Source organism: Burkholderia sp. Bp9031 (genome assembly GCF_003857965.1).
GTDB classification, from domain to species: domain Bacteria; phylum Pseudomonadota; class Gammaproteobacteria; order Burkholderiales; family Burkholderiaceae; genus Burkholderia; species Burkholderia ambifaria_A.
Map to the genome: position 1 here is coordinate 53,544 of NZ_QTPW01000004.1, position 25,197 is coordinate 78,740.

The following is a 25,197-nucleotide window of genomic DNA, read 5'->3' on the forward strand; positions in this document are numbered from 1 at the left end:
CCGTTACACCCCTCGCAGCCATGGCGCAACCTGGCATCAATCATGACTAGCGATCTCACCCGGCCGCCCGGCGGCCTGCATGCGGCGTTCGACGCCGCACACGTCCGGCCCACGCCGCACGCCGACGCCCCCGCGATGGTCCTGCTGGTCGACGACCAGACGATCGTCGCGGAAGCCGTCCGGCGCGCGCTCGTCGACGAAGACGGCATCGACTTCCACTACTGTCCGCGCTCGGACGACGCGCTGGCAACCGCGATCGAGACGCGGCCGACCGTCATCCTGCAGGATCTCGTGATGCCCGGCACCGACGGGCTGAGCCTCGTGAAGACGTACCGCGTCAATCCGGCGACGCGCGACGTACCGATCATCGTGCTGTCGACGCAGGAGGAGCCGGTGATCAAGAGCGCCGCATTCGCGGCCGGCGCGAACGACTACCTCGTGAAACTGCCCGACCGCATCGAACTGGTCGCGCGGATCCGCTATCACTCGCGCTCGTACATGAACCTGCTGCAGCGCGACGAGGCCTATCGCGCGCTGCGGCAATCGCAGCAGCAACTGCTCGAAGCCAATCTCGAACTGCGGCGCCTCACGCATTCGGACGGCCTGACCGGGCTGTCGAACCGGCGCTATCTCGACGAATACCTGGCCGCCGAGTGGCGGCGCGCCACGCGCGAGCGCAGCGAGCTGTCGCTGCTGATGATCGACGTCGACAACTTCAAGCTGTACAACGACACGTACGGCCACGTGTCGGGCGACAGCGTGCTCAAGCAGGTCGCGGCGACCATCGAGCGCTGTCTCGGGCAGTCCGGCGATCTCGCCGCGCGCTTCGGCGGCGAGGAGTTCGCCGTCGTGATGCCGACCACGTCGCCGGGCGCCGCGCGGCTGCTCGGCGAGAAGATCCGCCTCGCGATCGAGACGCTGCGGCTCGAGCACATGCACTCGTCGACCGGTCGCTACGTGACGATCAGCATCGGCGGCGCGAGCATCGTGCCGGCCCACGGCCTGCCGACGACATCGCTGATCGAGGCGGCCGATCGTGCGCTGTATCGCGCGAAGCACGACGGCAAGAATCGTGTCGAGATCGATGCGCCGCCCGCGCCAACCGTCCCGCCCGCCCCGCCGGCCGGCGGCGGTTTCGCCTGAGCGCCTACACGGCGACGAGCCGGCGCGCGTAGTCGGTCGGATCGAGCGGCCGGCCGAACAGGTAGCCCTGCTGCATGTCGCAGCCGATCTGCTGCAGGAACCACGACTGCGCCTGCGTCTCGACGCCTTCCGCGGTCACCTTCATCCCGAGCGAATGCGCCATCGCGACGACGGCCTGCGTGATCGCGACCGAGTCGCGATGATCGGGCACACCCGACACGAACGACCGGTCGACCTTCAGGTTGTGCAGCGGAAACCGCTTCAGGTACGCGAGCGACGAATAGCCGGTGCCGAAATCGTCGACCGAGATCCGCACGTTCATGTCCGTGAGCGCCTCGAGCATCGGCAGCACGGTGTCCGTGTCGTTCATCAGCAATCCTTCGGTAATTTCCAGCTCGAGCGCGCCCGGATCGAGTCGCGTCTGCGCAAGGCAGCGGTCGACCGACTCGACGAGCCCTTCGTGGAACTGCCGCGGCGACAGGTTGACCGCAAGCATCAGGTCGGGCGCGATCGTGCGGCGCCATTCGGCGGCCTGCCGGCAGGCCGTTTCGAGCACCCACTGGCCGATCGCGACGATGAGCCCCGTATCTTCCGCGACCGGGATGAATTCCGCGGGCGACATCGGCCCGAGCTCGGGGCTCGTCCAGCGCAGCAGTGCTTCGGCGCCCACCGTCCGGCCGCTGCGCGCGTCGACGACCGGCTGGTAGGCGAGCCGCAGCGCATCCGAGGAGATCGCGCGCCGCAACGACTGCTCGATCGCGAAGCGGCGCTGCAGGCGCAGATTCAGTTGCGCGGTGAAGAACGTGAAGTGATTGCGGCCGCGCTGCTTCGCGTCGTACATCGCGGAGTCGGCATTGCGCATCAGCGTGACCGCATCGTCGCCGTCGCGCGGCGCAACGCTGATCCCGATCGACACGCCGAGCCAGTACTCGTTGTTCGCGATCGCGAACGGCTTCGCGATCGTGTCGATCACCTCGCGTGCGAGCACGGCCAGCTCGTCGGGATCGTCGCAGTGGTCGACGAGGATCACGAATTCGTCGCCGCCGACGCGCGTGAGCGCATGGCGCCCGCCCGCGCAGGCCGCGAGGCGCGCCGCGACGCTGCGCAGCAGCGCGTCGCCGGCGTCGTGGCCGGCCGTGTCGTTGACCTTCTTGAAACCGACGAGATCGATGAACAGGATCGCGACGCGCGCGGGCCCGTCCGCCGCATCGCGCGTGCCGAACAGCTCGCGCATCCGCTCGGAGAGCCAGCGCCGGTTGTAGAGCCCCGTCAGCGCGTCACGCGTCGCCAGGTAGCGCAGCTGCTGCTGCGCTTCGCGCACGGGGCCGATGTCGTGAAACGACACGAGCACCGATTCGGGCTGCGTCTCGCCCGGCTTCACGATCGGCACCGCGTTGCCGCGCACCCAGATGATGTCGCCGTCCGCGAGCCCGAAGCCGACCGAGTAGTCGAGCAGCGGCATGGCCGTGACGAATGCGCGCCGGGTCGGCCATTCGTCGGGCGCGATCGGCGTGCCGTCCTCGTGCAGCTTGTACAGGACCACCGTCGACAGCCGGCGTCCGACGAGGTCGCCCTTCACGCGCATCATCCGGTTCGCGCTCGGATTGCTTGCGACCACCACGCCGTCGGGCGACACGACGAGAATCCCCTCGTTCAGGCTGTTGACGACCAGGCGGTGATGTTCCTCGCTGCGTGCGAGCTGCCGCGCGATCCAGTCCTGGTGCACCGCAAGGCCGACGCTGTTGCCGATATCGAGCAGCAGGTCGGTTTCCGCGTCGCTGGGCCGCCGCGGCATACGGTGATAGACGGCGAACGCGCCGAGCACGGTACCCGTATCGTCCAGGAACGGCACCGACCAGCACGCGCGCAGGCCGAGCGGCAGCGCGAACGCACGATAGTCGGCCCACAGCGGATCGGTTTCGATATCCTCGACGGCGATCATCCGGCGCTCGTACATCGCCGTGCCGCACGAGCCCGCGGCGGGCCCGATCGATGCGCCTTCGATCGCGGTGCTGTACTGCGCGGGCAGCGACGGCGCGGCGCCGACGTGCACATGCACGCCGTCCGCGTCGAGCAGCAGGATCGTGCACGACGCGCCGTCGCCGAGCAGCGCCTCGGCGCGCCGGCAAACCTCGACGAGCAGTTCCGGCAGCGGTGTGTTGCGCGTGATCAGCCTCAGCACGCTTTGCTCGGACGCGAGGACTTCCGCCGCAAGACCGAGGCTGTAGCGAGAACTTTGCGGTTCGGTATTCAAGATGAATCCTGCCGTCAGTTCGACCGGGTTCTGATGCGCCCGATTCGTTAGCGATCCTTCGTGCCGTTTTTTGTCGCCCCGGGTTTACGCTAGCCCGGGGCGTCCCCATGCGTGCGCGCCGCAACGCGCACCAAGTTACATTTAACACCAATCCACGCCGCCCCGCGCATCCGCGCGCATCAGGGCTTACGCGCGGTTGCGGCCGCCATGCGTGCCGCAGCGCGATTCATCAGACGGTTGCCGCGCGTCGCACCGCTCACGCATTCGCGCCGGGCGGCTCGCGCGTGACGGCCTTCAGCGCGTCGATCGCGGCCGTCACCGACCCGCTCGCGGGCGCCGCGTACAGCGCGCCGACCGTGTCGGGCATCGTCGACGGCTTCAGCGGCAGGCGGCGAACGCGCTCGCCGGCGTCGGCCGCCATGGCGAACGCGCGGGCCGACGGCGCGAACAGGCACGGCGTCTGTTCGGCGACCGCACGGTTGGTCTGCCATGACACCGATTCCATCAGCACGGCCGGCGGCGGCAGGCATGCCTTCGCGAACTCGGCGTCGAGCGCCGCGTGCGCCGGCGAACCGAGCGGCGGCGCGATCCACGGAAACGCCGCCGCGTCTCGCCATCTGACGCGCGGGCGCAGCAGCAGCGGATGACGCGGCGCGCACACGACGATCATGTCGTCGCGATAGAGCGGCGTGATGCCGATCCGCGACGGGAAAGTTCAAGTGCGGATCCGCAAGCATCACTGAGCGCCCCGGCGGGCGCTCGTGAAGCTAGACCACGTGGTAGCTCGCCGACGGGTAAGCCGTCTCCAGCGCGGCCCTGAGATCCGCGTCGGACGCCGTGGCCGACGTGAACGCAGCCGTCGTGGTGCTCGCCGTATAGGCCAGCGTCACGGCCCACGTCGGATGGTCCTGGTTGAGGTTGTCGCGCGTGGCTTGCGCGCTGAGCTGGCTCGGGCCGCCGTCCGGCCTGAACCCGTAGACTGAAATGGTTGGCATGGCATGTCCTTCCCGGTTGGTTGAGGGGCGCCGCCGGCACGCACCGGCAACGAGGCCAGCGTAGGCGCCGCACACGCGAGCGAGAATGTGCCGAAGGTCAGTGCCGAAGGCCCGTGACTTGCGTTGCCACACCGGCTTCCCCAACCCGCCTTCCCAACGCGGCGCGACGCGCTCCAGCTACCCCCGGGGTTCATCGCGACGCCGCGGCCAGCCGCGTTGGCGGAACCGTGCTTCAATGTCGTTAGAACCGGCGTCGCGCGCTGCCGCCGCGCAGCGCATTGCCCCCCTTCCACCGACCTGCACGGAAATCCCATGACGAACCCTGCCGACATCAAGGCGCTCGTTTTCGACGTGTTCGGAACGATCGTCGACTGGAGAAACGGCGTCGCGCGCGAAGCCGCCACGTTCCTGGCACGCCATGCGCCGGATCTCGATCCGTTCGAATTCGCCGATGCGTGGCGCCGCGAATATTCGCCGTCGATGGAGGAAATCCGCAGCGGGCGCAGGCGCTACGTGCGGCTCGACGTGCTGCATCGCGAGAACCTCGTGCGCACCCTCGACCGCTACGGCATCGACGGTGCGCCCGATGAAGAGATCGACGCGCTCAACCTCGCGTGGCACCGGCTCGATCCGTGGCCCGATTCCGTCGCGGCGCTGCAGCGGCTCAAGCAGCGCTACGTGATCGCGCCGCTGTCGAACGGCAACATCCGGCTGATGGTCGACGTCGCGAAGCACGGCGGCCTGCCGTGGGACGCGATCCTCGGCGCGGAAGTCGCGCACGCGTACAAGCCGTCGCCGAAGGTCTATACCGATGCGGTCGAGATTCTCGGCGTCGCGCCGGCCGAGCTGTGCCTGGTCGCCGCGCACAACGGCGACCTCGCCGCCGCGCGGCAACTCGGACTGTCGACCGCGTTCGTGCTGCGGCCGACCGAACACGGGCCCCATCAGACGACGGACCTGAAAGCCGACGATGCGTGGGACTTCGACGTCAAGGACCTGAATGAGCTCGCGGATCGGCTCGGTTGTCCGGGTTGAGGGCCGGCCAGCCGCCTGATCGCCACGCGTCGGCCCGCCGGGCGAATCACCGCCGCCGCGCCGGTCGTCCGTCAAACCGCCGATCCGCTATTCCGGATCCCCGACGAACCGAAGCCGCTCCGACTCCCCCATCAGCAACGCGCGGTTCGCGTCCGCCGCCGCGCGCAGGTAGTCCCACAGCGCCGTCACGCGCCGCAGCTTGCGCAGATCCTCGCGACAGGTCAGCCAGAAGCACCGCGTGACCATCACGTCGTCCGGCAGCACCGGCACCAGCGCCGGCTGCGTGGCCGCCATGAAGCACGGCAGGATCGCGAGCGCGCCGCCCTGCAGCGCCGCGAACACCTGCGCGATCACGCTCGTCGTGCGCAACCCGGCCGTCGCGCCCGGCACCGCGCGCTCCAGGTACAGCAGTTCGCTGCTGAACGCGAGATCGTCGACGTAGCTGATGAACGCATGCTGCGCGAGATCGGCGGTGCAGGCGATCGGCGGATGGTTCGCCAGATAGTCGCGCGTCGCATAAAGCCGCAACTGGTAGTCGCACAGCTTCGTGACCACGTAAGGTCCGCGCTCGGGGCGCTCGAGCGTGATCGCGAGATCGGCCTCGCGCTTCGGCAGGTTGACGAAATGCGGAACCGGCAGCAGGTCGACCGTCACGTGCGGATGCGCGACACGAAACTGCGCAAGCTGCGGCGCGAGGAAAAAGCAGCCGAACCCTTCGGTCGACCCGATCCGCACGTGGCCCGACAGCGCCTCGCCGGTGTTCGCGACCTGGTCGCACGCGGACTGCACGGTCGTCTCCATCGCATCCGCATACGCGACGAGCCGCTGCCCCTCGGCCGTCAGCGTGAAGCCGCCGGAGCGCGACTTGTCGAACAGCAGCGTGCCCATCGCGGCCTCGAGCGCGCGAATGCGCCGCGCGACGGTCGTGTAGTCGACGCCGAGCCGCTTCGCCGCGCCGCTCGCGCGCTGCGTGCGTGCGACTTCGAGGAAAAAGCGCAGGTCGTCCCAGTTCAGGTTGCCGGAAACCGGCTCGGTGGCATGTCGCATCGGCGGGAAAAAGGGCAGGAGTCTCCGGGCCGGCAATCGATATGCATAAATGCATATCCAACCGGTTTTCTTGTCGGTACATCATGGATTCGCGCATAACTATACTCGACCCTGACCTGCGGACCATGAGCCGCGGGCAATAAATTCGGAGACACCATGCAGACGCGATCCACCCTCGATGAGCATGCGACAGTCGCAGCGCCGGCACCCGCCCGCACCGCGAAGCATTACCTGCTGGCCGGCTGGGCCAGCATGGCCGGCACCACGATCGAGTGGTACGACTTCTTCCTCTACGGCACCGCCGCCGCGCTCGTATTCAACCGCATCTTCTTCCCGTCGCTGGACCCCGTCGTCGGCACGCTCGCCGCGTTCGGCACGTTCGCGGTCGGCTTCATCGGCCGTCCGATGGGCGGCATCGTGTTCGGCCACTTCGGCGACCGCATCGGCCGCAAGTCGATGCTGATGATCACGTTGCTGCTGATGGGCGTGCCGAGCATGATCATCGGGCTGATCCCGTCGTACGACCGCATCGGCTATTGGGCCGCCGCACTCCTGATCGCGATGCGCTTCCTGCAAGGGATGGCGGTCGGCGGCGAATGGGGCGGCGCGGTGCTGATGGCCGTCGAACACGCGCCGAAGGGCCGCAAGGGGCTGTTCGGCAGCCTGCCGCAGACGGGCGTCGGGCTCGGCCTGATCCTGTCGTCGGTCGCGATGGCCGCGGTGGCTGCGCTACCGGACGCCGACATGCTGTCGTGGGGCTGGCGCGTGCCGTTCCTCGCGAGCATCGCGCTCGTCGGCCTCGGCTGGTTCATCCGCGCGAAGGTGCCGGAGTCGCCTGACTTCGAGAAGATGCAGCGCCAGGGCAAGGCCGAGAAGTCGCCGGTGACGGCCGCGCTGCGCCGCCATCCGCGCGAGGTGCTGACGATCGTCGGCGCGCGCGCCGCCGAGAACACGTGGTTCTATATGGTCGTCACGTTCGCGCTCGCTTACGCGACGCAGCAGCTGCATCTGCCGAAGGCCGAGATGCTGCACGCGATCACGGCCGGCGCGGCGCTGTCGCTCGTCACGATGCCGCTGTGCGGACACCTCAGCGACCGCATCGGCCAGCGCCGGATGTTCGCGATCGGCCTCGTGCTGATGTGCGCGTTCGCCGCGCCGTTCTTCATGATGCTCGGCACGCAGCAGACGTCGTATGCATGGTGGGCGATCGTGCTCGGCCTCGGCGTCGTGTTCCCGATCCTCTATGCGCCGGAATCGCTGCTGTTTGCGCAGCAGTTCCCGGCGGAAATCCGCTACAGCGGCATCTCGCTGTCGGTGCAGCTCGCCGGCGTGATCGGCGGCGGCTTCGCGCCGATGATCGCGACGTCGCTGCTCAAGGCCGGCGGCGGCCAGCCGCACTATGTGATCGCGTATCTCGTCGGTTTCGGCGTGTTCGCGCTCGCGTGTACCGCACTGATGCGTCCGCCGCGCCCGTAAGCGCTCCGAAGTACCGGCCCGCATCGCCCCGATTCCCGTTTGACCTGCCGTTCGCCGTGGCTGCACGCGCGACGGACGCAGGCCGCCCTTTTTCTTCGCACCACCGTTTCCCGGAGACATCCATGAACGCCGCAGTTCCCCAGACCACCCTCGCCCTGCCCACCGCCAAGCTGCTGATCGACGGCGCGTTCGTCGAATCGCAAAGTGCCGAATGGGGCGACATCGTCAACCCCGCGACGCAGGAAGTGATCGGCCGCGTGCCGTATGCGACGCTCGACGAGGTCGATGCCGCGATCGCGTCCGCGCAGCGCGCATTCCAGACCTGGAAGACGACGCCGATCGGCGCGCGGCTGCGCATCATGCTGAAGTTCCAGGATCTCGTGCGCCGCAATCTCGAACGGATCGCGCACACGCTGACGGCCGAGCAAGGCAAGACGCTGCCCGACGCGCAGGGCGATATCTTCCGCGGCCTCGAAGTGGTCGAGCACGCGTGCTCGATCGGTACGCTGCAGCAGGGCGAATTCGCGGAGAACGTCGCGGGCGGCGTCGACACCTACACGCTGCGCCAGCCGATCGGCGTGTGCGCGGGCATCACGCCGTTCAACTTCCCCGGGATGATCCCGCTTTGGATGTTCCCGATGGCGATCGTGTGCGGCAACACGTTCGTGCTGAAGCCGTCCGAACAGGATCCGCTGTCGACGATGCAGCTCGTCGAGCTCGCGATCGAGGCCGGCGTGCCGCAGGGCGTGCTGAACGTGGTGCACGGCGGCAAGACGGTGGTCGATCGTCTCTGCACGCACCCGGACATCAAGGCGATCTCGTTCGTCGGCTCGACGCGCGTCGGCACGCACGTGTACAACCTCGGCAGCCAGCACGGCAAGCGCGTGCAGTCGATGATGGGCGCGAAGAACCACGCGGTGGTGCTGCCCGATGCGCACCGCGAGCAGGCGATCAACGCGCTGGTCGGCGCGGGCTTCGGCGCGGCGGGCCAGCGCTGCATGGCGACCTCGGTCGTCGTGCTGGTCGGCCGTGCGCGCGACTGGCTGCCCGATCTGGTCGAGAAGGCCAAGGCGCTGAAGGTCAACGCGGGCGCCGAAGCCGGCACGGACGTCGGCCCGGTCGTATCAAAGGCCGCGAAGGCACGCGTCCTGTCGCTGATCGACGCCGGCGTGAAGGAAGGCGCGACGCTGCTGCTCGACGGCCGCGACGTGAAGGTGCCCGGCTACGAGCAGGGCAACTTCGTCGGCCCGACGATCTTCTCGGGCGTGACGACCGACATGTCGATCTATACGGAAGAAATCTTCGGGCCGGTGGTGGTCGTGCTCGAAGCCGACACGCTCGACGACGCGATCGCGCTCGTCAACCGCAACCCGATGGGCAACGGCGTGGGCCTCTTCACGCAGAGCGGCGCGGCCGCGCGCAAGTTCCAGAGCGAGATCGACGTCGGCCAGGTCGGCATCAACATTCCGATCCCGGTGCCGGTCCCCTACTTCAGCTTCACCGGTTCGCGCGGCTCGAAGCTTGGCGATCTCGGCCCGTACGGCAAGCAGGTCGTGCAGTTCTACACGCAGACGAAGACGATCACCGCGCGCTGGTTCGACGACGACGCGACGGCCGGCGGCGTGAACACGACGATCGCGCTGCGCTGAAGGGGAGCCTGTACATGGAAATCGCATTCATCGGACTCGGCAACATGGGCGGCCCCATGGCCGCCAACCTGCTCAAGGCCGGCCACGCACTGACGGTGTTCGACCTCGACGCGAACGCAGTCGACGCCGCGGTGCGCGCGGGCGCAACGGCGGCCGCCTCTCCGCGCGACGCGGCCGCCCGCGCGGCGCTGGTGATCACGATGCTGCCGGCCGCGCAGCACGTGCGCGCGGTCTATCTCGGCGACGACGGCGTGCTGGCCGGCGCGCGTGCCGGCGCGACGCTGGTCGACTGCAGCACGATCGATCCGGGCACCGTGCGCACGGTGGCCGACGCCGCCGCGCAGCGCGACTTCCCGCTCGCGGACGCGCCGGTGTCGGGCGGCACCGGCGGCGCGCAGGCCGGCACGCTGACCTTCATGGTCGGCGCGCAAGGCGCGCTGTTCGAGCGCATCCGCCCGGTGCTGCTCGACATGGGGAAGAACGTCGTGCACTGCGGCGGCACCGGCACCGGGCAGATTGCGAAGATCTGCAACAACCTGCTGCTCGGGATCTCGATGATGGGCGTATCGGAAGCGATGGCGCTCGGCGCCGCGCTCGGCATCGATCCGGCCGTGCTGGCCGGCATCATCAACACGTCGACCGGCCGCTGCTGGAGCTCGGATACGTACAACCCGTACCCGGGCGTGAACGACGCGGCGCCCGCCGCGCGCGGCTATGCGGGCGGTTTTGCCGCGAACCTGATGCTGAAGGATCTCGGGCTCGCGACCGAAGCCGCGCGCAGCGCACGGCAGCCGGTGTGGATGGGCGCGCTCGCGCAGCAGCTCTATCAGTCGATGAGCCAGCAGGGGCTCGGCACGCTCGACTTCTCCGCATGCGTGAAACTGTACGAGGCGCAACCCGCGTAACGCGAGCGACGGGCGTGCGCCGACCCGCGATGCCCGTCAACGGCATCGCGGGTCGTTTTACATCCGGAGCAGCGCGATCGCGAGAGCCGCGACCGCGCAGGCGACGCAGCGCTTACCCGCGCGGATTCGACGCAGTGTCGAAGGTCGGATGGCACTCGAACGCGAGTTCGGAGCGCGCGTCGACGCGGCGGCCGCCGGTCACCGACTCCTGCTTCAGGCTCGCGCGCATGCCGCGCTGGGTGCAATAGCTGGTCGCTTCGTTGACCGCTTTTTCATGGGCGTCGGCCCACGTCGTCGACACGCCAAGCGTGCGCGTCGTCACGGTGAAGACGTTCGGGTTCGACGTCGTGGTCACGTCGGAAGCGGTCGAACACGCGGCGAGCAAGCATGCAGCAGCCGTGATGGTCAACCATCGCAGGGATCGAAAAGGTACAGGGATGGACATTGGAGGCAAGCGCACGTCGATTCGACGGCATTGAGCAACATAGGCGACAGTATGCCTGCCCGATCGCCGGAGATCATGCCCTTTTCGGTGAACACATTGTTTCGAATGGTTAAACGATGAGCCGCCGCCGGCAAGATTTACGGCTCGCGTCGCGCCCGTCGTCGCGCACCGTGTCGCTTTTCCCGGCCGGCGCGCGGTTTCGTGCCACGCACCGTCATGGCCGGCACGCCGGTCAATGCGGGCGCTCCTGCCGGATTCTCGCCGATGCCTCCTCCAGGCTCCGCCACGCCGGCTGGCCGGGTGCGTAGCGCGCGCGGATGTACGCGGCGAGCTCGGCCATCTGCCGGTCGTCGAATGCGTCGCGAAAGCCGGGCATGTAGCCGAGCGCGTCGGTGGCCGGATGGTCGATCCCGTCGTGCAGCACGCGCAGCAGGTTGTCGGGCGCCGCCTGGCTGACGCTCGTGTTGAGCCCCATCAGCGGACGCACGCCGAAATGCCCGACCCCGCCCGATTCCGCATGGCAGACCGCGCACGCGGCGTCGAACGCGCGCCGGCCGCTCTCGAGGCCGAGTGTCGCGACGGCTCGAGCACCGTGTGCATGGCGGGTCGCCGCGTCGGCGGCCGCGGCCGCGTCGACGGGCGGCGACAGCGATGCCAGATAGTGGGCAATCGCCCGGACGTCCGATTCGGGCAGCGCCGCGAGCCCCGCGACGACCGGCGCCATCGGTCCGGCGGCGACGCCGTGCTGCGCGGAGAAGCCGGTGCGCAGGTAGTCGAACAACGCGCCCTCGGTCCACGGCACCGGCGACGCCGGCGATGCGACGAGCGGCGGCGCGATCCATCCCTCGGCCTCGCCGCCGGCCAGGTATGCGCGCCCGCCCTTTTCCGCGCCGAGCGCGTTGCGCGGCGTGTGGCACGCGCCGCAATGCCCGGCGCCGTCGACCAGATACTTGCCGCGATTCCACATCGCGGAGCGCGCCGGGTCCGACGCGAACGGCCGCGCGTCGTGAAACAGCCAGTTCCATCCGGCCACGAGGCGTCGCTGGTCGAGCGGGAACGGCAGCTTCGTCTTCGGCGGCACATGCGTCACCGGCGGCTGCGACATCAGGTACGCATAGAGCGCGAGCAGGTCAGGCTCGCTCAGCTTTGCAAACGCGGTGTACGGAAACGCCGGGTACAGATGCGCGCCGTCGCGGCCGATGCCTTCGCGCATCGCACGCGCGAACGCCGGATACGACCATGCGCCGATGCCGGTTTCCGGATCGGGCGTGATGTTGGTCGTGTAGATCGTGCCGAACGGCGTGTCGAGCGCGAGACCGCCTGCGTTGGTCGCGCCGCCGGGCGCGGTATGGCACACCGCGCAATCGCCGGCGAGTGCGATCAGGCGGCCGCGTTCGAGTGTCGCCGCGCTCCACATCGCGCTGTCCGCGCCGCCCGGTGCGACCGGCGCCGGGCCCGGCAGGATCGCGCAGGCGAGCCCGATCAGCCCGCCGACCACTCCACCCGCGCCGCCGCCCGCCAGCCAGCGGCGCCAGCGCGACGATGGGCGGCGCGGCGCGCCGGAACGGCTTTCGCTCGAATCGACCGGCTCAGGCCGAGCCAGCGCCTCACGAATACGCGCGGCGTCGAACGGCGGCGCGCGAAAACGCACGCCCGTCGCGTCATGCAGTGCGTTCGCGATCGCTGCCGCGGCCGGAGCGGCTGCCTGCTCGATTCGTTGCGCATCGAAGGCCGACAGCGATTGCGCGCGATTGGCGCCGGGCGCCGCGTCGTCGAACGCGACGAGTTCATGCGCGATCGCGTCCGGCGCCGCATCGCCGCCGGACTCGTCATGCGCCGGCCGCGCGGACAGCCGCGCGCCCATCACGCGCGAAATCGCCGCCTCGATCTGCCATGCCGGCAGCCCCGCCATCGACGGCTGCCCTGGTTCGCCCGCGCCCTGTCCGGCGACGACGCGGCGCACCGCGACGTTGCCCGTCGTGCGATCGACGTCGAGATCGACGACCCACGCGGACCAGTGCGGTTCGCGGTCGCGGCTCGCGTCGGCGTGCGGGTTGTCCTCGCCTGACGGCGCGGTGGGCGCGCCTGCGCCGTCGAATGCAAAACCGCGCCCGCTGAGGCGCCCATGCGCAGGCGCCTGCCCGCGAGCCACGGCCGGCTCGCCCCACGCGGCACGTTCGCTGACCATCCGGATGATCTCGCGCGGCCCCGCATCGCGCGACGCATCGAGATGCTGCAAACGCAATGCGACCGGATCGCGCCTCAGCGTACCGGCAAGTTCGTCGAAGAACGATTCGCGCGCGAACGCGTGTGCGTGACCGGGAATCGCATGGTGGGCGTCGGCCATCTCGATCGACGTCTGCGCGTGCCGATAGACGAACGGCGACGACGGCACGCATGCTCCGCCCTCCGCCACCGTTCGAGCCGCATCCGGCACCGCACCGGCCTGCGCGCGATATCGCCAGGTCGTCATTCGTCCGTCGGCGGCGGTCCGTGTCTCGACATCGAACGACGCCTGCGCGCGCGCATCGCCGATCGGCCATTCGTAACGTGCGCGGTGCATGCGCGCGGGGTCGTCCGCATGTCGCGCCGAACCGGCAACCACGTCGTCGCGCCGCACATCGTTCGCATCGTCATTGGCCAGCGCGGGCACGCTCAGGTCATGCTTCATCGCCGTCGCCCCGCAGATAGCGCGCGGCCCGATGCACCGCGCGGATGATCTCCAGATGCGTGCCGCAGCGGCAAAGATTGAAGCGCAGCGCGTCGCGGATCGCCGCATCGTCCGGCGACGGATTGCGATCGAGCAGCGCCTTCGTGCTCATGATCATCCCGTTCAGGCAATAGCCGCATTGCGCGGCCTGCTCATCGATGAACGCGCGCTGGACAGGATGCGGCGCATCGCGCGAGCCGAGCCCTTCGAGCGTCGTCACGTCGCGCCCGTTCACGGCGGCGGCCGGCACCACGCACGCGCGCGTCGCCTGCCCGTCGACCAGCACCGTGCACGCACCGCACTGCCCGAACCCACAGCCGTACTTCGGGCCGTTGAGCGCGCAGTCGTTGCGCAGGACCAGCAGCAACGGCGCGTCGGGCGCGGCGGCGTCGAACGTGTGCGGCGTGCCGTTCACGCGAAACGCGAGCGGCCGCGATGGGGGGGCGGGATGGGACATGAATGAATCCGGAATGCGGGGCGCGGGCCGGCCGGAGACCGGCAAGCCGGAACCTGAGGCCGGCGGCGGGCATGGCCGCCGGCTCGCGACGGCTGGCGCCGCGCACACCGCTCACGTATAACACGCCGAAATGCGCGCGTACCGCCGCATCGATCACCGATACGGCGGCGCGGCATCCGGTGCGAACACTGCTTGCGCGTCAGGCGACGGCCGCCACGTTGCCGCGCGACGGCGACGCCGACGCCGACGCCGACACGAGCGGCACGTCGAACACGTCGTAGCCGAACACCCACGACGGATCCTCGTTGGTGCGCAGCCACGTGTTGTTGTGCGACACGAACTGCACCTTCGACGCGCGCGCCGCGCGATTCGCCTCGTACAGCGCGAACGCACCCGCGTAATCGCCGATGCCGACTTCGTCGAGACAGCGCGCGAGCATCGCGGCATCCTCGATCGCCATCGCCGCGCCCTGCGCCATGTGCGGTTTCATCGGATGGCACGCATCGCCGAGCAGCACGAGACGGCCGCGGCTCCACAGCGGCAGCGGGTCGCGCTCGAGCAGCGGCCACTTGGTGATCGACGGCGACACGTCGATCAGGTGCTGGATATCGGCGTGAAAACCCGCGAACGCCTCGCGCATCTCGTCGCGGCTGCTGTCGACCATCGACACGCCTTCCGGCCACTCGGCCTGCGGCACGCCGGTCACGTAGTAGTACTCGTCGCGCTTCTCGGTCACGTAGTAGACCATCATGTGACGATCCTCCGACCACCACTTCACGCACATGTCGTACGGCTTGTTGCCGAGCAGCGATGCCGGGAACACCGCGCGATGCGCGACGTAGCCCGTATAGCGCGGCGGTTCCGCGCCGAGCAGGTGCTCGCGGATCCGCGAATTCACGCCGTCCGCGCCGATCACGATGTCGGCCGTCTCGACGCTGCCGTCGGCAAACGTCAGGCGCACCGCGCCACCCGTGTCCTCCACCGACGCGAGCCGCTTGCCGAAGCGGATCGTGCCGGGCGTCACCGCCTGCGTCATCAGCGCGTGGAAATCGCCGCGATGCACGGTCAGGTAGCGCGCGCCGTAGGTCTTGCGCGCATAGTCGCCCAGCGGAATCCGAGACAGCACGTCGGCCGTCCGCCAGTCGCGGCTGTACCAGAAATCCGGATGCGAACCCATCGTCTCCAGCGCGTCCTCGCAGCCGATGCGCCGCATGATCTTCATCACGTTCGGACCGAGATGGATGCCCGCGCCGAGGCGCGAGAACGCCGGTGCCTGCTCGTACAGCGCGACGTCGTAGCCGCCGCGCTGCAGCAGCGCCGCAGCGGCCGTGCCGCCGAGACCGGCGCCGATGATTGCGATACGGGGTTTGCTCATGCGGATCTCCTGATCGTGAGCCCGTCGCCGAATGCGGTGCGAGAACGGGCGGATTGAATGGCGTTTATGTAGCGTACACACTCAATTTATTCAGGACAAGCGGATTGTCGATCATGGCCGCCACATTCGGGAAAACACTAATAAATCCTCTGTAATTCATGCACAAAAACGAGCACCGTCTCGTATCGACCATTTTGATCCATTGCCATTTTCAAATGTACACACTAGACTTTGCTCGACATCAGGCGATCGCGCACCAGCGTGCCGCCCCACCCTTACCGACACGGAGCCTCCCGTCATGAGCAAGACCTACCGCATCGGCCAGATCGTGCCGAGTTCCAACACGACGATGGAAACCGAAATTCCCGCGATGCTGCGATTGCGCGAGGCGATCAGGCCCGAGCGCTTCACGTATCACTCGAGCCGGATGCGGATGAAGAAGGTCGTCAAGGAAGAACTCGCGGCGATGGATGCCGAATCCGACCGCTGCGCGGTGGAACTGAGCGATGCGCGCGTCGACGTGCTCGGCTACGCGTGCCTCGTCGCGATCATGGCGATGGGCCACGGCTATCACCGCGTGTCGCAGGCGCGCCTCACGAAGCACACGGCCGACAACGGCGCGCAGGCGCCGGTGCTGACGAGCGCGGGCGCACTCGTCGATGCGCTGAAGGTGATCGGCGCGAAGCGCATCGTGGTGGTTGCGCCCTACATGAAGCCGCTCACCGAGCTCGTGGTCGACTACATCCGCAACGAAGGTTTCGACGTGCTCGACTATCGCGCGCTCGAGATTCCCGACAACCTCGACGTCGGCCGCCACGATCCGGCGCGCCTGCCCGACATCGTGAAGACGCTGCCGTACCAGGACGCCGATGCGATCGTGCTGTCCGCGTGCGTGCAGATGCCGTCGCTGCCGGCCGTCGCGAAGGTCGAGGCGATGACGGGCAAGCCCGTGATCACCGCCGCGATCGCGACGACCTACGCGATGCTGCGCGAACTCGATCTCGAACCGATCGTGCCCGGCGCCGGTGCGCTGCTGTCCGGCGCGTACTGAATGCCGCCGCTACTTCGGAGTGTTCCCATGCCCTCGACTTTCCTGTACGGCGCGAACGTCCGCGCAAACGGCATCCGCCAGCACTACCTGCGCTACGGCGGCGCATCGGGCGCGCGTGCGTCGCGCCCCGCGATCGTGCTGATTCCCGGTATCACGAGCCCCGCGATCACGTGGGGTTTCGTCGGCGAAGTGTTCGGCGCGGCGTTCGATACCTACGTGCTCGACGTGCGCGGCCGCGGGCTGTCCGACGCGTCGCCGTCGCTCGACTACAGCCTCGACGCGCAGGCCGACGATATCGCGGCGTTCGTCGCCGCGCTCGGCCTGCCGCGCGCGAGCCTCGTCGGTCATTCGATGGGCGCGCGGATCGCCGCGCGTGCGGCGCGGCGCGACATCCGCGGGCTCGAGTCGGTCGTGCTCGTCGACCCGCCGGTGTCCGGCCCGAACCGCCGCGACTATCCGGGCAAGCTGCCGTGGTACATCGACTCGATGGCGCTCGCGCGCGCCGGCACCGATGCCGAAGGGATGCGCGCGTTCTGCCCGACCTGGACCGATGCCGAATTGCAGCTGCGCGCCGAATGGCTGCACACCTGCGACGAGCGCGCGGTGCGCACGACGTACGAAGGCTTCCACACCGACGACTTCTACGCGGACGCCGCGCGACTGGCCGTGCCGTCGCTGCTGATCACGGCCGAGCGCGGCGACGTGGTGCGCGACGACGACGTCGCCGAACTGCAGCGCGCGACGCCGTCGATGCGCCACGTGCGCGTGCCCGATGCCGGCCACATGATTCCGTGGGACAACGCGGCCGGCTTCTACGCGGCATTCGGCGACTTCCTCGGTGCGCCGCTCGCGGCCTGATTCCGCCTTTCGCCATTTTTCCTTCACGCCTTTACCGGAGCCGACGATGCCAGTCAGCGACTATCAACTGATCGACGCGTGGAAGCAGGTGCTCACGCTGTCGCGCCTCGAACCGGGCCAGACCGTCACGATCCTGACGAGCGCGGCCACTCATCCGCAGACGCTGTCGTGCGCGCTGATCGCGACGCAATCGATGGGCGCGGTCGTCAATCGGCTCGACCTGCCGCCGGTAAACGGCGAGAAAGCGTTCAGCCGCGATCCGCTCGCCTATCTCGGCACGACGCCACTGACCGGCAACCGCGCCGCGATCGCCGCGCTGCGCGAGAGCGATCTCGTGCTCGACCTGATGACGCTGCTGTTCTCGCCCGAGCAGCACGATATCCTGAAGTCCGGCACGAAGATCCTGCTCGCGGTCGAGCCGCCCGAAGTGCTGGTGCGGATGGTGCCGACGCTGGCCGACCGCACGCGCGTGCTCGGCGCCGCGAAAAAGATCGCCGCCGCACGCGAGATGCGCGTGACCTCCGCGGCCGGCACCGCGCTCGTGTGCCCGCTCGGCGATTTTCCGCCGACCGCCGAATACGGCTTCGTCGACGCGCCGGGCCGCTGGGACCACTGGCCGAGCGGCTTCGCGCTGACCTACCCGAACGACCGCACCGCGCGCGGCACGATCGTGATCGATCGCGGCGACATCCTGCTGCCGCAGAAACACTATGTGAGCGAGCCGATCGCGCTGACCGTCGAAGGCGGTTATGCGACGCGCATCGAAGGCGGCGTCGATGCCGACCTGCTGCGCGACTACATGGAAACGTTCGCCGACCCGGAAGGCTATGCGATCTCGCACATCGGCTGGGGGCTGCAGCCGCGCGCGCGCTGGTCGACGCTCGGCCTGTACGACCGCGAGGCGACGATCGGGATGGATGCGCGCGCATTCGAAGGCAACTTCCTGTTCTCGCTCGGCCCGAACAACGAAGGCGGCGGCAACCGTACGACCACCTGCCACATCGACATTCCGCTGCGCAGCTGCACGGTCGAGCTCGACGGCGAGACCGTCGTGCGCGAAGGCCGCGTGACCGACCAACCTGCCTGACCGACGAGTGCCCGACACCATGACCGATCTTTCCCGCCACGCCGAAGCGAACGTCTACCGCCAGCAGGGTTTCGGCACGCCGCTGCCGCCGCACGGCAACATCGCGCTGCTGATCGTCGACTTCGTGGTCGGCTTCGCCGATCCCGCGACGTTCGGCGGCGGCAACATCGCACCGGCGATCGCACGCACGACGCGCGCGCTCGCGCTCGCGCGCGAACGCGGCTGGCCCGTCGCGCACAGCCGCATCGTGTACGCGGACGACGGCAGCGACGACAACGTATTCTCGCTGAAGGTGCCCGGCATGGCGACGCTGACCGAGCACCATCCGAACAGCGCGATCGTGCCCGAACTCACGCCTGCCGCCGGCGAACTCGTCGTGCGCAAGACCGTGCCGTCGGCGTTCTTCGGCACGCAACTCAGCGCCTGGCTCGCGCAGCGTGCAGTGCAGACGCTGCTCGTCGCAGGCGCCGTGACGAGCGGCTGCGTGCGCGCGAGCGTGGTCGACGCGATGTCGCACGGGTTCCGTCCGCTTGTGCTCGCCGATTGCGTCGGCGACCGCGCGATCGCGCCGCACGACGCGAACCTGTTCGACATGCAGCAGAAATACGCGGCCGTGATGCCGCTCGACGATGCGATCGCGGCGATCGATGCCATGCACGCACGCTGAGCAGCCGTGCCGCGCGGGCGGCACGAGCGGCGGCGGCGGCCGTGCCCATGCCCGCACGCGATTGACGCTGCGGTTTTGGCGACCTAGATTGATCGTGACCGCATGCGCCGTCGCGCAACCGCCGGCCATCATCCCGTGCGCGGCAAGCGAAGCCCGCGCGCCGCACGCGGTGCGACCGACCGCCGGCCGCGCCCTCCCCGACAGGACACCTCGACCGTGAACCGCTCCGAACTGCTTGCGCGCGACGGCTGCCTGACCGTGATCCGGCCGCCCGCGCCGCCCGTCAAGCCGGCGCCCGGCCAGCCGGGCAGCCTGTCGTCGTACGTGCCGGCGCTGCCCGACGTGTTCGTCGCGATTCTCGACGACGGGCGCATCCTCGCATTCAACGGCCACGTCGATCTCGGCACCGGCATTCGCACGTCGCTCGCGCAGATCGTGGCCGAGGAGCTCGATGTGCCTGCCGCGCGCGTGACGATGGTGCTCGGCGATACGGCCGCGACGCCGAACCAGGGTCCGACCATCGCGAGCGCGACGATCCAGATTTCCGCGACGCCGCTGCGCTGCGCGGCCGCGCAGGCGCGCCACGCGCTGCTGACGCTGGCCGCCGAGCAATTCGGCGTCAACCTCGCGAACCTGAGCATCGACGACGGAACAATCTGCGCGTCGGCACACGGGCACACCGCGACGTTTGCCGCGCTGGTCGCGGCGCGCCGCATCGCGCTGACGCTCGACCTGAATACGCGCACGAAGGATCCCTCGGACTACCGGATCGTCGGACGATCGTCGCCGCGCGTCGACCTGCCCGCAAAAGCCACCGGCCAGCTCACGTTCGTGCACGACATGCGCGTGCCGGGCATGCTGCACGGCCGCGTCGTGCGGCCGCCGTATGCCGGCCACGACAGCGGCGCGTTCGTCGGCACGTCGCTGGTCGACATCGATCGCGCATCCGTCGCCGACGTGCCGGGGCTCGTGGCGGTTGTTGCGCTTGGCGACTTCGTCGGTGTCGTCGCCGAGCGCGAGGAACATGCGATCCGCGCGGCGCGCCAACTGCGCGTCACGTGGCGGCCGCATCCCGCGCTGCCGTCGCTCGACACCCCCGCCGCCGCGATCGCCGCCGCGCCCGCGCAGCGCCGCGTGCTGCTCGACGAAGGCGACGTCGATGCGGCGCGCGCGCAACCCGACACGATCACGTTGTCGCGCACCTATGCGTGGCCGTTCCAGATGCACGGATCGATCGGTCCGTCGTGCGCGCTCGCCGACTATCGCGCGCCGGGCAACGGCCGGATCACCGTATGGTCCGGTACGCAGAACCCCGTGTCGCTGCGCTACGACCTCGCGACGCTCGTGGCACGCGACGAAGCCGATTTCGACATCGTGCGGATGGAAGCGGCCGGCTGCTACGGCCGCAACGGTGCGGACGACGTCTGCGGCGACGCGCTGCTGCTGTCGCGCGCGGTCGGCCGCCCGGTGCGCGTGCAACTGTCGCGCGCAGACGAGCATCTGTGGGAACCGAAGGGTGCCGGGCAGCTGATGCGGGTGACAGGCACCGTGACACGTGACGGCCGCCTGCTCGGCTACGACTTCGCGACACGCTATCCGTCGAACGACGCGCCGCTGCTCGCGACGCTCCTGACGGGCGCGATCGCGCCGGAGCCGCGCGTGTTCGAGATGGGCGACCGGACGGCCGTATCCCCCTATGAAAGCCCGAACCGCCGCTTCGTCTGCGAGGATCTCGCGCCGCTCGTGCGCGCATCGTGGCTGCGCGGCGTGTCGGCGCTACCGAACTCGTTCGCGCACGACGCGTTCGTCGACGAATGCGCGGCACTGACCGGCATCGATCCGCTCGCGTTCCGGCTTCGGCATCTGCAGGACATACGTGCGGCCGAACTGCTGCAGGCGGTGGCCGATCGCGCGGGCTGGACGCCGCGCGCGGGCCGTGGAAATGAACGCGACGCATCGCGGGTCGTACGCGGACGCGGCGTCGCCTACGCGCGCTACGTCCACAGCCGCTTCCCCGGTTTCGGCGCGGCATGGTCCGCCTGGATCGTCGACCTGAGCGTCGATCGCGTATCGGGCGAGATCCGCATCGAACGCGTGACGGTCGGCCAGGACACCGGCACGATGATCAACCCGGACGGCGTGCGTCACCAGATTCACGGCAACGTGATCCAGGTATTGAGCCGCACGCTGAAGGAGCGCGTGCGGTTCGCCGACGGCAAGGTCGCGTCGCGCGAATGGGCGAGCTACCCGATCCTGACGTTCGACGAAGTGCCGGACGTCGACGTCGTGCTGATGCAGCGGCAAGGCGAGCCGCCGCTCGGCGCGGGCGAATCGGCGTCGGTGCCGGGGCCGGCCGCCGTCGCGAATGCGCTGTTCGATGCGACCGGCGTGCGCTTCTACGCGCCGCCGTTCACGCCCGAGACGGTGCGCACCGCACTGCGCGACGCCGGCCGGCTGATGCACGCGGAAGCGTCCGCCGCATAACACGGGCCGGCATCGAGGGCCGAACGGCGCCGCGTGTCACGCGTCGCCGTCGGCCTCCATCATCTTGCGCAACAGGTACTGCAATGCAACACGTTCGCCCGGGTTGAGCGGCCCGTACGTCCGCTCGGTCACCTGCCGCGCGAACGGCACCGTGCGGTCGATCAGCGCGAGGCCCGCCGCGGTCGCGCGCACGATCAGCTTGCGGCCGTCGCTCGGATCGGGCAGCACCTCGATCAGCGCGCGCGTCTTCAACCGCTCGACCACGCCGCGGATCGTCGCCTGGTCGATCGCGGTCGCCTTCACGATGTCGTTCAGCGAACACGCCTGCTTTTCCTTGACCGCGCACAGCGCGACGAACTGCGCGGCCGTCAGGTCCGAATCGGGGATCGCTTCCTGGAAGATTGCAACGTGCCGCTGATAGGCACGGCGCAGCAGGTGCCCGACCTGGTCGTGAAAGTCGTAGGAATCCTTGGAAGACGCCATGAAAATGAAGGCTCGCGCGGCATGAATGGGAAAGGCAAGCAGTGTACACCCTCAAATCGGCGCGATCGATCGCGCGGCCGCCGCTTCATTGCGGTGCATCAGGGTTCGTCGCGCCCTTCTCGCGTCGTGCCTGACGATCGCCTGACTGTGTCGACCCGCGCGCGGACATCGTCCTTGCGGTGCCAGCGGCTCGCGCCGTCCGGCAGCCGGCTGAACACACGTTTCCGCACCGTCGAAGGCATTGCATGCACACACTCCACTTTTAAGTGCGTACGCACGAAATTCGTGCATCTCGCGTCGCTCTGGAAGACCGTGCCGATATGCGCATCGTTTCGTCAAAATCCCCAAAAAATACGCGGTTTATCCGGTTTATTAGTCGATCATGACGCGTCCTTTTTCATGCCTGTGCGATTCCGTATTTTCTAGTGTGTACGCTATGTAATTGGCGTGCTATACAGACTCCAGCGCGCGGCGAACCTTCGCTCGCGTCGAACGGCCACCCACTCATCCGTCACATTCGAACAGGGGCAATCCCATGTCTACCGCACACCCGAGCGCCGCCGTCTCCGCCGACGACACGCTCCACGGCGCGCTCTACCGCAAGGTCACGCTGCGCCTGATCACGCTGTTCTGCCTGTGCTATTTCGCGGCCTATCTCGACCGCATCAACATCGGGCTCGCGAAGCTGCAGATGCTCGATGCGCTGAAGTTCAGCGACACCGTGTACGGGCTCGGCGCCGGCCTGTTCTTTGGCGGCTACATCCTGTTCGAAGTCCCGAGCAACCTGGTGCTGCAACGCGTCGGCGCGAAGCTGTGGATCGCGCGGATCATGATCACGTGGGGCCTGCTGTCGGGCGCGACGATGTTCGTGCATACGCCGATGCAGTTCTACATCGTGCGCTTCCTGCTCGGGGCCGCCGAAGCCGGCTTCCTGCCCGGCGTGCTGCTGTACCTGACGCAGTGGTATCCCGATGCGCGCCGCGCGCGGATCGTCGCGCTGTTCATGGTCGGCCTGCCGCTGTCGAGCATGATCGGCAGCCCGATCTCCGGCTGGATCATGCGCGCGTTCGACGGCGCGCACGGGCTCGGCGGCTGGCAGTGGCTGTTCCTGCTCGAGGCATTGCCATCGGTGCTGCTCGGCTTCGCGGTGCTGCGCTGGCTGCCGAACAGCATCGAGACCGCGCGCTGGCTGGACGCCGACGAGAAGCATGTGCTGCGCGCGAATCTCGACGCCGATCCGGCCGGCAACAAGAGCCATGCGCTCGGCCGCGCGTTCTCGGATCCGAAGGTGTGGGCGCTGGGCCTCATCGATCTGTGCGTGCTGCTCGGGCTGTACGCGGTGAGCTTCTGGCTGCCGACGATCCTGCGCGACACCGGCGTGAAGGACGCGTATCACATCGGCTGGCTGATGGTGATCCCGAATGCCGCGGCCGTGCTCGCGACGCTGTATTGCGGCGCGAGCTCCGACCGCGCGCGCGAGCGCCGCTGGCATATCGTCGTGCCGTTCCTGGTGTCGGCCGTCGCGCTCGCCCTCGCGGCCGGGTCGTCGCACGGCACGCTCGCGACCGTGCTGCTGTTCTCGCTGATCAACGCGGGCGCGGCCGCCGCGATGCCGGTCGTCTGGGCGCTGCCGTCCACGTTCCTGAAGGGCTCGGCCGCAGCCGGCGGGATCGCGTTCGCGTGCTCGATCGCGAACCTCGGCGGCTTCGGCAGCACCTACTTCATCGGCTGGCTGCGCGACACGTTCCATTCGCAAAGCGCGGGGCTGTATGGCTTCGCCGCCTGCATGCTGGTCGGTTGCACGCTCGCGCTCGCGTATCCGCCGAAGCTCGTGAACCGCTGATGTCATTCATGCGCGCGGCGACGCAACGCCGTCGCGCGCGATAGAACGATTTTCCGCATGTCGATGCGTACACAACGATATGCGGTCATGTGCCGCACCGCTTCCGGGTCGCGACAATCGTAAGAATTTTCGCAGCGCGTATCGATTGCCGTTTGAAACGCCTTTGCAGGAACGCCGCACGCGCAAGCAGTCACGTCCGTCACCGCGCTGCCTTTTTACAAGCACATCCACCGACGCGCACGATCGCGCACGGCATGCAACGGCCTCCGCGCGCCGCACACGCCGCCGCACTGGCATCGCCGCGTTCCACGCCGCGCAGGCACATCGCTTGCGCTATTCCTGCGCCCGCCAACTCCGGCGGACAACCATCCTTCCCTCAACCGGCGCTGCGTACCGTGCGGATCCTCGCGCGGCGACACCGCATCGCAAGCAGGTTCCCTGAACGAGAGGACGACAATGAAATCCATTCGAACGATAGTGGCCCTGTGCTCGGTCATTTCCGTACTCGCGGCATGCGGCGGCGACGGCAACGACGTCGGCACCGAACTCGGCATCTCGAAACCGCAGGCGCGCTTCATCAACGCGGTGCCGGCCGGCCCGAATCTCGACTACTACCTGAATGCGAAGGTGGATGCATCGGCCGTCGCGTACAAGGGCGTGACGCGCTATCACGACATCGACTCCGGCACGCAGACGGCCAGCTACGACGTCTCGGGCACGACCGCGACCGTCGCGTCGCAATCGTTCAGCGCGGCGAACGGCCATCACTATACGACGATCGCGTTGCCGAGCACGTCGTCGGCGATCTCCGTGATCGACGATCCGTTCGACAAGAAGCTGCTGTCCGACAAGGCGCGCGTGCGCAGCTTCAACGCGTCGCCGAACGCGCAGAACGTCGACGTGTACGTCGTGCCTCCCGGCACCGACATCAACACGCAAAGTCCGACGCTGGCCGGCGCGGCGTACCAGAACGCAGTACCAGCAACGGGCCAGGACTCCGTGTACCTGAACGGCGGCAACTACCAGGTGGTCGTCACGACGGCCGGCAGCAAGACGCCTATCCTGAGGACCGCACCGGTCGCGATCAACAACAATGCCGACTGGCTGCTGGTGACGATTCCGTCGGGCGGCATCGGCGACGTGACGCCGAACGACGTCCACGTGCTCGTCGCGCAGGGCAACGATGCGGACACGTCCGCGCAGGAACTCGGCCCGCAGTAAGAACCTCGGCGG

21 protein-coding genes are annotated in these 25,197 nt (G+C 68.6%); 12 read left to right on the top strand and 9 right to left on the bottom strand.

The genetic code is table 11. The features are described from left to right. Positions 1-42: 42 nt before the first annotated feature. Entirely contained in the window at positions 43-1,143 is a 1,101-nt protein-coding gene (locus DIE15_RS06920) for a diguanylate cyclase domain-containing protein (protein WP_124832755.1), read from the top strand. A 4-nt stretch (positions 1,144-1,147) separates the two neighbouring features. Here the strand turns inward: DIE15_RS06920 and DIE15_RS06925 are convergent, their stop codons facing one another. From DIE15_RS06925 to DIE15_RS06935, 3 genes are all read right to left on the bottom strand, one after another. After that, complete coding sequence (locus DIE15_RS06925; protein ID WP_124832756.1) at positions 1,148-3,397, bottom strand: bifunctional diguanylate cyclase/phosphodiesterase; 2,250 nt, start codon at positions 3,395-3,397, stop codon at positions 1,148-1,150. A gap of 256 nt (positions 3,398-3,653) precedes the next feature. Then, entirely contained in the window at positions 3,654-4,097 is a 444-nt protein-coding gene (locus tag DIE15_RS06930; protein WP_260428203.1) for a LysR substrate-binding domain-containing protein, read from the bottom strand. A 67-nt stretch (positions 4,098-4,164) separates the two neighbouring features. Continuing rightward, on the bottom strand, positions 4,165-4,392 hold the full coding sequence (locus tag DIE15_RS06935) for a hypothetical protein (protein ID WP_057923813.1): 228 nt from the start codon (positions 4,390-4,392) through the stop codon (positions 4,165-4,167). 312 nt (positions 4,393-4,704) lie between these two features. Between DIE15_RS06935 and DIE15_RS06940 the strand changes: the two genes are divergently transcribed. Continuing rightward, the gene (locus tag DIE15_RS06940) at positions 4,705-5,427 is read left to right on the top strand and encodes a haloacid dehalogenase type II (protein WP_124832757.1); all 723 of its coding nucleotides are present in this window, start codon (positions 4,705-4,707) and stop codon (positions 5,425-5,427) included. Positions 5,428-5,514: 87 nt separating this feature from the next. Here DIE15_RS06940 and DIE15_RS06945 read toward each other — a convergent pair whose 3' ends face one another. Continuing rightward, positions 5,515-6,474: a LysR family transcriptional regulator gene (locus DIE15_RS06945; RefSeq protein ID WP_057923815.1), complete on the bottom strand. Its 960-nt coding sequence runs from the start codon at positions 6,472-6,474 to the stop codon at positions 5,515-5,517. Between the two features lie 156 nt (positions 6,475-6,630). Here DIE15_RS06945 and DIE15_RS06950 point away from each other — a divergent pair, with 156 nt between their 5' ends. The 3 genes from DIE15_RS06950 to mmsB all read left to right on the top strand — a co-directional run bounded on the left by DIE15_RS06950 (position 6,631) and on the right by mmsB (position 10,504). Further along, positions 6,631-7,950, top strand: coding sequence for an MFS transporter (locus tag DIE15_RS06950; RefSeq protein ID WP_057923816.1), 1,320 nt, complete (start codon positions 6,631-6,633; stop codon positions 7,948-7,950). A gap of 122 nt (positions 7,951-8,072) precedes the next feature. Beyond that, positions 8,073-9,599 (top strand): CoA-acylating methylmalonate-semialdehyde dehydrogenase, encoded by a 1,527-nt coding sequence (locus tag DIE15_RS06955; protein WP_124832758.1) that lies wholly within the window; start codon positions 8,073-8,075, stop codon positions 9,597-9,599. Between the two features lie 14 nt (positions 9,600-9,613). Further along, positions 9,614-10,504 (top strand): 3-hydroxyisobutyrate dehydrogenase, encoded by an 891-nt coding sequence (mmsB, locus tag DIE15_RS06960; protein ID WP_057923818.1) that lies wholly within the window; start codon positions 9,614-9,616, stop codon positions 10,502-10,504. Between the two features lie 112 nt (positions 10,505-10,616). Here the strand turns inward: mmsB and DIE15_RS06965 are convergent, their stop codons facing one another. From DIE15_RS06965 to DIE15_RS06980, 4 genes are all read right to left on the bottom strand, one after another. Beyond that, positions 10,617-10,949: a hypothetical protein gene (locus tag DIE15_RS06965; protein ID WP_124832759.1), complete on the bottom strand. Its 333-nt coding sequence runs from the start codon at positions 10,947-10,949 to the stop codon at positions 10,617-10,619. A gap of 232 nt (positions 10,950-11,181) precedes the next feature. Further along, complete coding sequence (locus tag DIE15_RS06970; protein ID WP_124832760.1) at positions 11,182-13,620, bottom strand: c-type cytochrome; 2,439 nt, start codon at positions 13,618-13,620, stop codon at positions 11,182-11,184. Next, positions 13,610-14,116, bottom strand: coding sequence for a (2Fe-2S)-binding protein (locus tag DIE15_RS06975; protein ID WP_057923821.1), 507 nt, complete (start codon positions 14,114-14,116; stop codon positions 13,610-13,612). Before DIE15_RS06975 ends, DIE15_RS06970 begins: the two co-directional genes overlap by 11 nt. A gap of 199 nt (positions 14,117-14,315) precedes the next feature. After that, a complete protein-coding gene (locus tag DIE15_RS06980; protein ID WP_124832761.1) occupies positions 14,316-15,491 on the bottom strand; it encodes an FAD-dependent monooxygenase in 1,176 nt (391 codons plus the stop codon). A 298-nt stretch (positions 15,492-15,789) separates the two neighbouring features. Here DIE15_RS06980 and DIE15_RS06985 point away from each other — a divergent pair, with 298 nt between their 5' ends. From DIE15_RS06985 to DIE15_RS07005, 5 genes are all read left to right on the top strand, one after another. Beyond that, positions 15,790-16,542, top strand: coding sequence for an Asp/Glu racemase (locus DIE15_RS06985; RefSeq protein ID WP_057923824.1), 753 nt, complete (start codon positions 15,790-15,792; stop codon positions 16,540-16,542). Between the two features lie 27 nt (positions 16,543-16,569). Next, positions 16,570-17,400, top strand: a complete 831-nt coding sequence (locus DIE15_RS06990) for an alpha/beta fold hydrolase (RefSeq protein WP_124832762.1) — start codon at positions 16,570-16,572, stop codon at positions 17,398-17,400. Positions 17,401-17,446: 46 nt separating this feature from the next. Next, entirely contained in the window at positions 17,447-18,487 is a 1,041-nt protein-coding gene (locus tag DIE15_RS06995; RefSeq protein ID WP_124832763.1) for a 2,5-dihydroxypyridine 5,6-dioxygenase, read from the top strand. A gap of 19 nt (positions 18,488-18,506) precedes the next feature. Then, a complete protein-coding gene (locus DIE15_RS07000; protein ID WP_124832764.1) occupies positions 18,507-19,154 on the top strand; it encodes an isochorismatase family protein in 648 nt (215 codons plus the stop codon). A 216-nt stretch (positions 19,155-19,370) separates the two neighbouring features. Further along, positions 19,371-21,638, top strand: a complete 2,268-nt coding sequence (locus DIE15_RS07005; protein ID WP_124832765.1) for a molybdopterin cofactor-binding domain-containing protein — start codon at positions 19,371-19,373, stop codon at positions 21,636-21,638. 36 nt (positions 21,639-21,674) lie between these two features. On the opposite strand, the gene DIE15_RS07010 is transcribed toward DIE15_RS07005, so the two are convergent. Continuing rightward, the gene (locus DIE15_RS07010) at positions 21,675-22,121 is read right to left on the bottom strand and encodes a MarR family winged helix-turn-helix transcriptional regulator (RefSeq protein WP_057923828.1); all 447 of its coding nucleotides are present in this window, start codon (positions 22,119-22,121) and stop codon (positions 21,675-21,677) included. A 535-nt stretch (positions 22,122-22,656) separates the two neighbouring features. Between DIE15_RS07010 and DIE15_RS07015 the strand changes: the two genes are divergently transcribed. After that, positions 22,657-23,964 (top strand): MFS transporter, encoded by a 1,308-nt coding sequence (locus DIE15_RS07015; RefSeq protein ID WP_124832766.1) that lies wholly within the window; start codon positions 22,657-22,659, stop codon positions 23,962-23,964. 456 nt (positions 23,965-24,420) lie between these two features. Then, entirely contained in the window at positions 24,421-25,185 is a 765-nt protein-coding gene (locus DIE15_RS07020; RefSeq protein ID WP_057923830.1) for a DUF4397 domain-containing protein, read from the top strand. Positions 25,186-25,197: the final 12 nt, after the last annotated feature.

What these genes read in the sequence shown, in the direction of transcription:
- DIE15_RS06920 (WP_124832755.1), top strand. Translation starts at nt 43, where the DNA reads ATGACTAGCGATCTCACCCGGCCGCCCGGCGGCCTGCATGCGGCGTTC.
- DIE15_RS06935 (WP_057923813.1), bottom strand. Translation starts at nt 4,392, where the DNA reads ATGCCAACCATTTCAGTCTACGGGTTCAGGCCGGACGGCGGCCCGAGC.
- DIE15_RS06940 (WP_124832757.1), top strand. Translation starts at nt 4,705, where the DNA reads ATGACGAACCCTGCCGACATCAAGGCGCTCGTTTTCGACGTGTTCGGA.
- DIE15_RS06945 (WP_057923815.1), bottom strand. Translation starts at nt 6,474, where the DNA reads ATGCGACATGCCACCGAGCCGGTTTCCGGCAACCTGAACTGGGACGAC.
- DIE15_RS06950 (WP_057923816.1), top strand. Translation starts at nt 6,631, where the DNA reads ATGCAGACGCGATCCACCCTCGATGAGCATGCGACAGTCGCAGCGCCG.
- DIE15_RS06955 (WP_124832758.1), top strand. Translation starts at nt 8,073, where the DNA reads ATGAACGCCGCAGTTCCCCAGACCACCCTCGCCCTGCCCACCGCCAAG.
- mmsB (WP_057923818.1), top strand. Translation starts at nt 9,614, where the DNA reads ATGGAAATCGCATTCATCGGACTCGGCAACATGGGCGGCCCCATGGCC.
- DIE15_RS06965 (WP_124832759.1), bottom strand. Translation starts at nt 10,949, where the DNA reads ATGTCCATCCCTGTACCTTTTCGATCCCTGCGATGGTTGACCATCACG.
- DIE15_RS06970 (WP_124832760.1), bottom strand. Translation starts at nt 13,620, where the DNA reads ATGAAGCATGACCTGAGCGTGCCCGCGCTGGCCAATGACGATGCGAAC.
- DIE15_RS06975 (WP_057923821.1), bottom strand. Translation starts at nt 14,116, where the DNA reads ATGTCCCATCCCGCCCCCCCATCGCGGCCGCTCGCGTTTCGCGTGAAC.
- DIE15_RS06980 (WP_124832761.1), bottom strand. Translation starts at nt 15,491, where the DNA reads ATGAGCAAACCCCGTATCGCAATCATCGGCGCCGGTCTCGGCGGCACG.
- DIE15_RS06985 (WP_057923824.1), top strand. Translation starts at nt 15,790, where the DNA reads ATGAGCAAGACCTACCGCATCGGCCAGATCGTGCCGAGTTCCAACACG.
- DIE15_RS06990 (WP_124832762.1), top strand. Translation starts at nt 16,570, where the DNA reads ATGCCCTCGACTTTCCTGTACGGCGCGAACGTCCGCGCAAACGGCATC.
- DIE15_RS06995 (WP_124832763.1), top strand. Translation starts at nt 17,447, where the DNA reads ATGCCAGTCAGCGACTATCAACTGATCGACGCGTGGAAGCAGGTGCTC.
- DIE15_RS07000 (WP_124832764.1), top strand. Translation starts at nt 18,507, where the DNA reads ATGACCGATCTTTCCCGCCACGCCGAAGCGAACGTCTACCGCCAGCAG.
- DIE15_RS07010 (WP_057923828.1), bottom strand. Translation starts at nt 22,121, where the DNA reads ATGGCGTCTTCCAAGGATTCCTACGACTTTCACGACCAGGTCGGGCAC.
- DIE15_RS07015 (WP_124832766.1), top strand. Translation starts at nt 22,657, where the DNA reads ATGTCTACCGCACACCCGAGCGCCGCCGTCTCCGCCGACGACACGCTC.
- DIE15_RS07020 (WP_057923830.1), top strand. Translation starts at nt 24,421, where the DNA reads ATGAAATCCATTCGAACGATAGTGGCCCTGTGCTCGGTCATTTCCGTA.